This window comes from Serratia sp. LTN-2 (assembly GCF_059740205.1).
This window is the reverse complement of the sequence record NZ_JCAXDO010000046.1, coordinates 1-5320: the sequence shown is the minus strand read 5'-3', so window position 1 is coordinate 5320 and position 5320 is coordinate 1. Positions and strand designations below refer to the sequence as shown.

The 5320-nt window shown below is 57.9% G+C and carries 8 protein-coding genes and 1 pseudogene; all 9 read left to right on the top strand.

The window, feature by feature from the left end; genetic code table 11:
• A partial coding sequence (locus tag AC6BYQ_RS28005; RefSeq protein ID WP_498057878.1) for a DUF905 family protein occupies positions 1-297 on the top strand: 297 nt, incomplete at its 5' end.
• Positions 298-340: 43 nt separating this feature from the next.
• A complete protein-coding gene (locus AC6BYQ_RS28000; protein WP_032656165.1) occupies positions 341-706 on the top strand; it encodes a hypothetical protein in 366 nt (121 codons plus the stop codon).
• A 67-nt stretch (positions 707-773) separates the two neighbouring features.
• Positions 774-2786 carry a ParB/RepB/Spo0J family partition protein gene (locus AC6BYQ_RS27995; RefSeq protein ID WP_498057877.1) on the top strand — a complete coding sequence of 671 codons (2013 nt, stop codon included), beginning with the start codon at positions 774-776 and terminating at the stop codon, positions 2784-2786.
• A gap of 37 nt (positions 2787-2823) precedes the next feature.
• Complete coding sequence (psiB, locus tag AC6BYQ_RS27990; RefSeq protein ID WP_047024593.1) at positions 2824-3258, top strand: conjugation system SOS inhibitor PsiB; 435 nt, start codon at positions 2824-2826, stop codon at positions 3256-3258.
• Entirely contained in the window at positions 3255-3986 is a 732-nt protein-coding gene (locus tag AC6BYQ_RS27985) for a plasmid SOS inhibition protein A (RefSeq protein WP_107835442.1), read from the top strand. Before psiB ends, AC6BYQ_RS27985 begins: the two co-directional genes overlap by 4 nt.
• The gene (locus AC6BYQ_RS27980; RefSeq protein ID WP_047024591.1) at positions 3983-4213 is read left to right on the top strand and encodes a hypothetical protein; all 231 of its coding nucleotides are present in this window, start codon (positions 3983-3985) and stop codon (positions 4211-4213) included. The genes AC6BYQ_RS27985 and AC6BYQ_RS27980 overlap by 4 nt, the downstream gene beginning before the upstream one ends.
• The gene (locus AC6BYQ_RS27975; RefSeq protein ID WP_498057876.1) at positions 4210-4434 is read left to right on the top strand and encodes a hypothetical protein; all 225 of its coding nucleotides are present in this window, start codon (positions 4210-4212) and stop codon (positions 4432-4434) included. The genes AC6BYQ_RS27980 and AC6BYQ_RS27975 overlap by 4 nt, the downstream gene beginning before the upstream one ends.
• A 191-nt stretch (positions 4435-4625) precedes the next feature.
• A pseudogene (locus AC6BYQ_RS27970) lies at positions 4626-4778 on the top strand (DUF5431 family protein); the annotation flags it as partial.
• On the top strand, positions 4723-4845 hold the full coding sequence (locus AC6BYQ_RS27965; RefSeq protein WP_223256846.1) for a type I toxin-antitoxin system Hok family toxin: 123 nt from the start codon (positions 4723-4725) through the stop codon (positions 4843-4845). The pseudogene AC6BYQ_RS27970 and the gene AC6BYQ_RS27965, both read left to right, overlap by 56 nt.
• Positions 4846-5320 lie beyond the last annotated feature (475 nt).

Genomic DNA, 5320 nt, shown 5'->3' with positions numbered 1-5320 from the left:
CCATCACCACAGGAGAAAACCAGGATGCACACACGAAACGTCAACGTCAAAACCGCCGCTCAAGAATCTTCCAGGAAGATGGGGGAAGAACAAAACCCTGTTTCTGTCGCACGGGAGTGGGTGGCTCAGGCCACTGCGCTGAAAGCGGGTGTCACCGTCACCCTGTCCGATGTGTCCCGATACGGCGACGTGCAGGTGGAGATCCGCACCAACGGAACGCTTAACTGGCGCGCCTGGTCGTTTGAACCGGATTTTCTTTTTGAACTGAAGCGCAACCTGCAATACGTGCAGATGTAACCGGAGGCCGGACGTCCGGCCTTAACCCAGAGAAGGAGGAACCATGCAGAACCTTAACACCCGCCAGACGACCAGAAAGGTCGGGCAGAGCACCGAAATCGTGAAGCTGCTCCGTATTCAGGCCAGCGACACTCACGTGGTCGAGTTTGACAACGTGGACACCCGTTTTAACGACTGCAACAACTGGCAGGTGATGGCAGGAGGCAAACGTGTCCTGTTCAGCAACCGCATGTATGAGCGTTTTTCAGATGTGAAATCGGGGATCGTGGCAACGATCAACGTGTGTGAAAACAGCGGCAGCGTAACGGATAAAGCGATGCTGGAAGGGGCAAAAGTCATGATGCAGGTTCTGGATGGCTATCCGTCCTTTGCGGCACTGGCAGCACACCCGAAACGCATTACTGGTTAACCGAGTGCCGTGACCGGAAGGCAATCCGGCCACGGCTAACCACAACTATCACTGAGAGGTAAAAATCATGGTCGCCACTAATACTACGGCAAAAAAAACAGCCAGGACCACCCGCCAGACAAAATCTGCGGAAAAAATCGCGCAGTCTACCGAGCAGAAGCTCGTCCAGCTGCTCGCTGATACGCCCGTGCAAATCTTCCCGTACTCCCGCCTGTCACGCACTGACTTAAACTCGCGCATCATTCCGCATACCGAGCAGGAAGTGGAAGAGATGGCAGACAGCATTCAGGCAATGGGCATCCTGCAAAACCTGATCGGTGCAGAACTGCCGGACGGTACGATCGGCATTGTCGGCGGGGAAGGTCGCCGCAGAGGCACAGGCATTCTGGTGATGCGCGGTGTGCTCGATGCAGACACGCCGTTTGTTCCGGTGAAAGTCCTGCCCGTGGAGATGGCTGTGGCGGCCTCGATGATCGAGAACGGTCGACGTAAAAACATGCATCCCGCCGAGCAGATTATCGGTTTTCGTACCCTTCAGCAGGAAGGTAAAACGGCTTCTCAGATCGGCGCACTGATGGGCTATCACCCGCGCCACGTTCAGCGCTGCCTGAAGCTGGCGAATCTTGCCCCCTCCCTGCTGGATGCTCTGGCGCGGGATGAAATCTCCCTTGAACAGTGTGAAGTCCTGACACTTGCTGATACCCATGAGCGTCAGGAGCAGGTCTGGAAAGAGGCTGTTGAACAGTGGCGCGATCCAGCCGTACAGACCCTGCGCAAAATGGTGACTGACGACAAGATGGCCATCAGTCACCCAATGTTTGAGTATGTGGGCGAGGAAGCCTATACCGCCGCTGGCGGTACGCTGAGTGCCGACCTGTTCAGCGATAAAGACAGCACCTTTGCCGATGCGGCGCTGGTGAAATCTCTGCTGGCTGGCAAGCTCACCGTACTCGCCGCCCGCGTTAAGCAGGAGCAGGGCTGGGGCTGGGCTGAGTACCGTATGACGGAACTGCGCGCCAGCGGTGAGGACGGTGAACTGTACCGTTTTGCCATGCCGAAAGCTGTCCTGACGGAAGAAGAACGGAAGCGAGTCAGTGAGCTGGAAGAACAAATGGAGGCCACTGAAACCCATGATGACGAATACGAGCTTCAGCAGCAGATCGATGACATTTACTGCGAGGCGCAGTACCGCGAAGCCACGCCGGAATTTCGCGCCGCCCACGGTATCTGGGTGTCATGGGACGGTAGCAATTTTCAGGTTCAGCCTGGTATCCGCAAGCTGACCGACGAAGACCGGGCAGCAGAAGAACAGGCGCGTCAGGAACGTGAAAAGAACTTGATCACATACACCACACCTGACATTCCCGCCGACGCCTATCCGGCAACGCTGGTTAAGGCCATGTCTGCGGAGCGCACTCTCGCCGTTCAGGCAGAACTGGCGGGTCGCCCTGATGTATCGGTGGCACTCCTGACGTGGACGCTGTGTCTTGCGCTCTTTGACCGCACCCACGGCAAACGCAGTGAACCGCTGAAAGCCTATGTGACCTCGAATCAGTATCACCTTGCATCACTGGCTCCATCCGGTGAGGAAGGGAAGGCGCTGAGGGCGCTCAGTGCACAGAAAGAAGCGCTTCAGGCAACGCTGCCCGAAAACTGGCATCTCGATTTTACCTGGCTGCTGTCATGGTCAGCAGAGCAGGTGAACACCCTGCTGGGATTCTGTGCAGCGCACGGTATCAACGGTATTCAGGAACGTATGTATAACCATACGCAGAAAAGCGAACTGGACGGGCTGGAAGCGGCGCTGGACTTTGACCTGCGTAAGTGGTGGCAACCGGGTGCAGAGAGCTACTTCGGCAAGCTCACCATCGCCCAGATTGGCAAAGCCTACGAAGAAGCCGGACTGAGTGCCCGCGCCGGAGAGATTGTGAAGCTCAAGCGCCGCGATGCGGCGAAGGCCGCCGAACAGGATCTGAATGCTCAGGGCTGGTTGCCTGACTGGATGGTGCGCCCTGCGCCAGCCGCTGAGGCTGAAGAAGCCACTGAATCCGACGCTGATACCACTGATCACGCTGCTTAATACCGGAGGCCGCCGCCTTCGGGCGGCGGGAACAGATATGACCATGCAATATGACCTGAACCGAATCAACACCCTGACCGCCACAGACCTGGAGTTTATCCGTCAGCAGGGTGAGGACGCGCGCCGCGCCCTCAGCGATGCCGTGACCGGCCTCCTGTCGACACCTGAAGGATGGCGCGTCTGCGCCGAGTTCCGCAGCGAGTTCGGCGGCTTCTTCCCCGTCCAGTGCCGCTTCAGCGCGGACGGCAGTGATGACTGGCATCTGTGCGTGTGCAGCCCCGGCGAAGTCTCGCCTTACTGGCTTCTGGTGCTGCTCTCCTCCGGCGGGGAAGTGGTGCGTACCCTTTACCAGAGCGACACGCTCCAGCCCGACCGGATCAGTCAACTGATCGCGCAGATGGCAGGTATGCGCCGCTTTAACTGCACTGCCAGCACCGTGGCGAACCTGATGAGCGGGGAGGTGACAGCATGATCCCGTCCTCACACGCGCTCGTTTCCCTGAAGCCAGCCCGTCAGGCTGCAATACAGGCTATCAGCCATGTTGAGTCTGCCCGCGAACGCGGTGCACGGCTGCCCGCCATGCCGTATGTGCGTACTTTTCTGCGCCTTCTCACGGGCAGCGGACGCCTCAACGCCACGGTTGCTAATAAAATACCTGGCCTGCACTGGGTGCCAAATAACCGTCATTCGAACCTGAAACAGGTCGAGGAGGCACTTAACACGATGATTGCCACCAGTGGCGAAGCCTGCCCGCTGCCGCTCACGATTGACGTACAGGCCGAACTGTTTCCTGAAGTCATGCACACCCGCACGGGGCGACGGCTGCACAGGTCCGGCATTAAGACCACGCGCGAACTTCGCCGTCAGTCTCGTGAGTATGAACAGCGCTGGAAACTGCGCCAGAATCTGCTGGAGCAGGCGAAAATCGACCTGAATTTTCAGTCTCCGCAAACCGTCTGTACCTGGTACACCCGGTGGAGCGACGAGTTTGACGCGGCAGAGCTTGCCGGACCGTTCTGGCGCTGGCAGTCGCGGTTCGCGTCGCTGAAGGAACTTGACTGGCTTCGCATCAGCGGCGAGCCGCTGTATGCAGTGATGTACGAAATCCCGTTTATCGTGCGGGAGACTCCGGAGCCTGTCCGTACTGCTGAGCGCTGGCAGGTACCGAACAAGCTGCGATACCAGCAGGGGGGCGAATGAGAAATAACCCCTGCAAGACGGAGCTGAAAGTCGCCCGTAGCCAGCGTAACAAGCTCCGTACCATGTCTGCAAAGCTGAAAGAGATGTGCTGCGAGTGGGACGGACTCAGTGGCTGGCTGGAAACCGAAAGCGAGCAGCTGGCTGTGAGTATAGACAGGCATCTTGAGGCGCTCGAAGACCAGATCCGCGAGTGGTCAGAAGGTACGGATAACCGGGAGGGATATTGAGCATTATCAGCCGAAGGTTCGACAAAAAAGAAACGGGTACCGTGTTCCGGCATGCTAAAAGCGGGAAGATCCTGTACCGTCTTGATGCCCGGCTGGAGCGGGATGACTGGGAAACAGTGCAGTCGATGATCAGCCTTGTCTATAACGCCGGCGTGGCCGCCGGAAGCGAACAGCGAGCCGCTGAAATTCGTGATGCTCTGGGATATTCAGGAACTGGATGACGCGGAAAAACAATGAGGATTTATACAGTTTTCAGACTGTTATTCCTGGGCAGATGATCGACAACGGGATATAATGGCGATGGCGCTTGAGGCTTTTTGCCTCATGACGTGAAGGTGGTTTGTTGCCGTGTTGTGTGGCAGAAAGCAGAAAGCCCCGTAGTTAATTTTCATTAACCCACGAGGCCCACTGAATGTCTAGTCAACACCAGTATGGCCTCTTACCGTGCAATTTGCAAGGAGGAGTAAACCATGAAACTGCCGCGAAACGCCCTTATCTGGTGCGTATTAATCGTGTGTATAACGCTCTTAATATTCACATGCCTGACCCGGAACCGCTTATGCGAACTCCGGCTAAAGGACGGGGACAGGGAGGTCGCGGCAAGCCTGGCTTACGAATCCAACGGTAAGTAGCAACCTGGAGGCGGGGGAAACCCCGCCTTTTCAGGAGCTGAGTTGGCCTGATATGCCTGAAGCGCCTTTATGAAGGGGTTGCCGGTTCGCCGGTAGCCCCTTTTTCCTTCCCGACGCGACCGCACGCCTGAACCTGCGGGAAGGGCTGTTCCCCTTCGGGGAACGGGGGAAGGGGGACGCGCCTCCGGCGCTGCCCCTCTGCTCCCTCTGCCTGATCCTCCCTCCTGCCTGTCCTGCCTGATTTTGTTGAATTCGAAACTCTGTGAGCTACCTGCTCATACCTGGCTTCGGCCTGGTGTGCCCGATGTTCTTTAGCCTGTGCGTCATATCCGGCGTCCTGCCGGTTAACTTTGTAAGCTGCAGCTGCATGGCCATACCCCGAAAACAGGGCAGGGCGATGGCCCCCTTCGGCTCCCGGCCAGCGCTGCTGTCCGGTCGTCGAGCCCCACTCCGCCAGGGCGGCCGCTGCGCACCC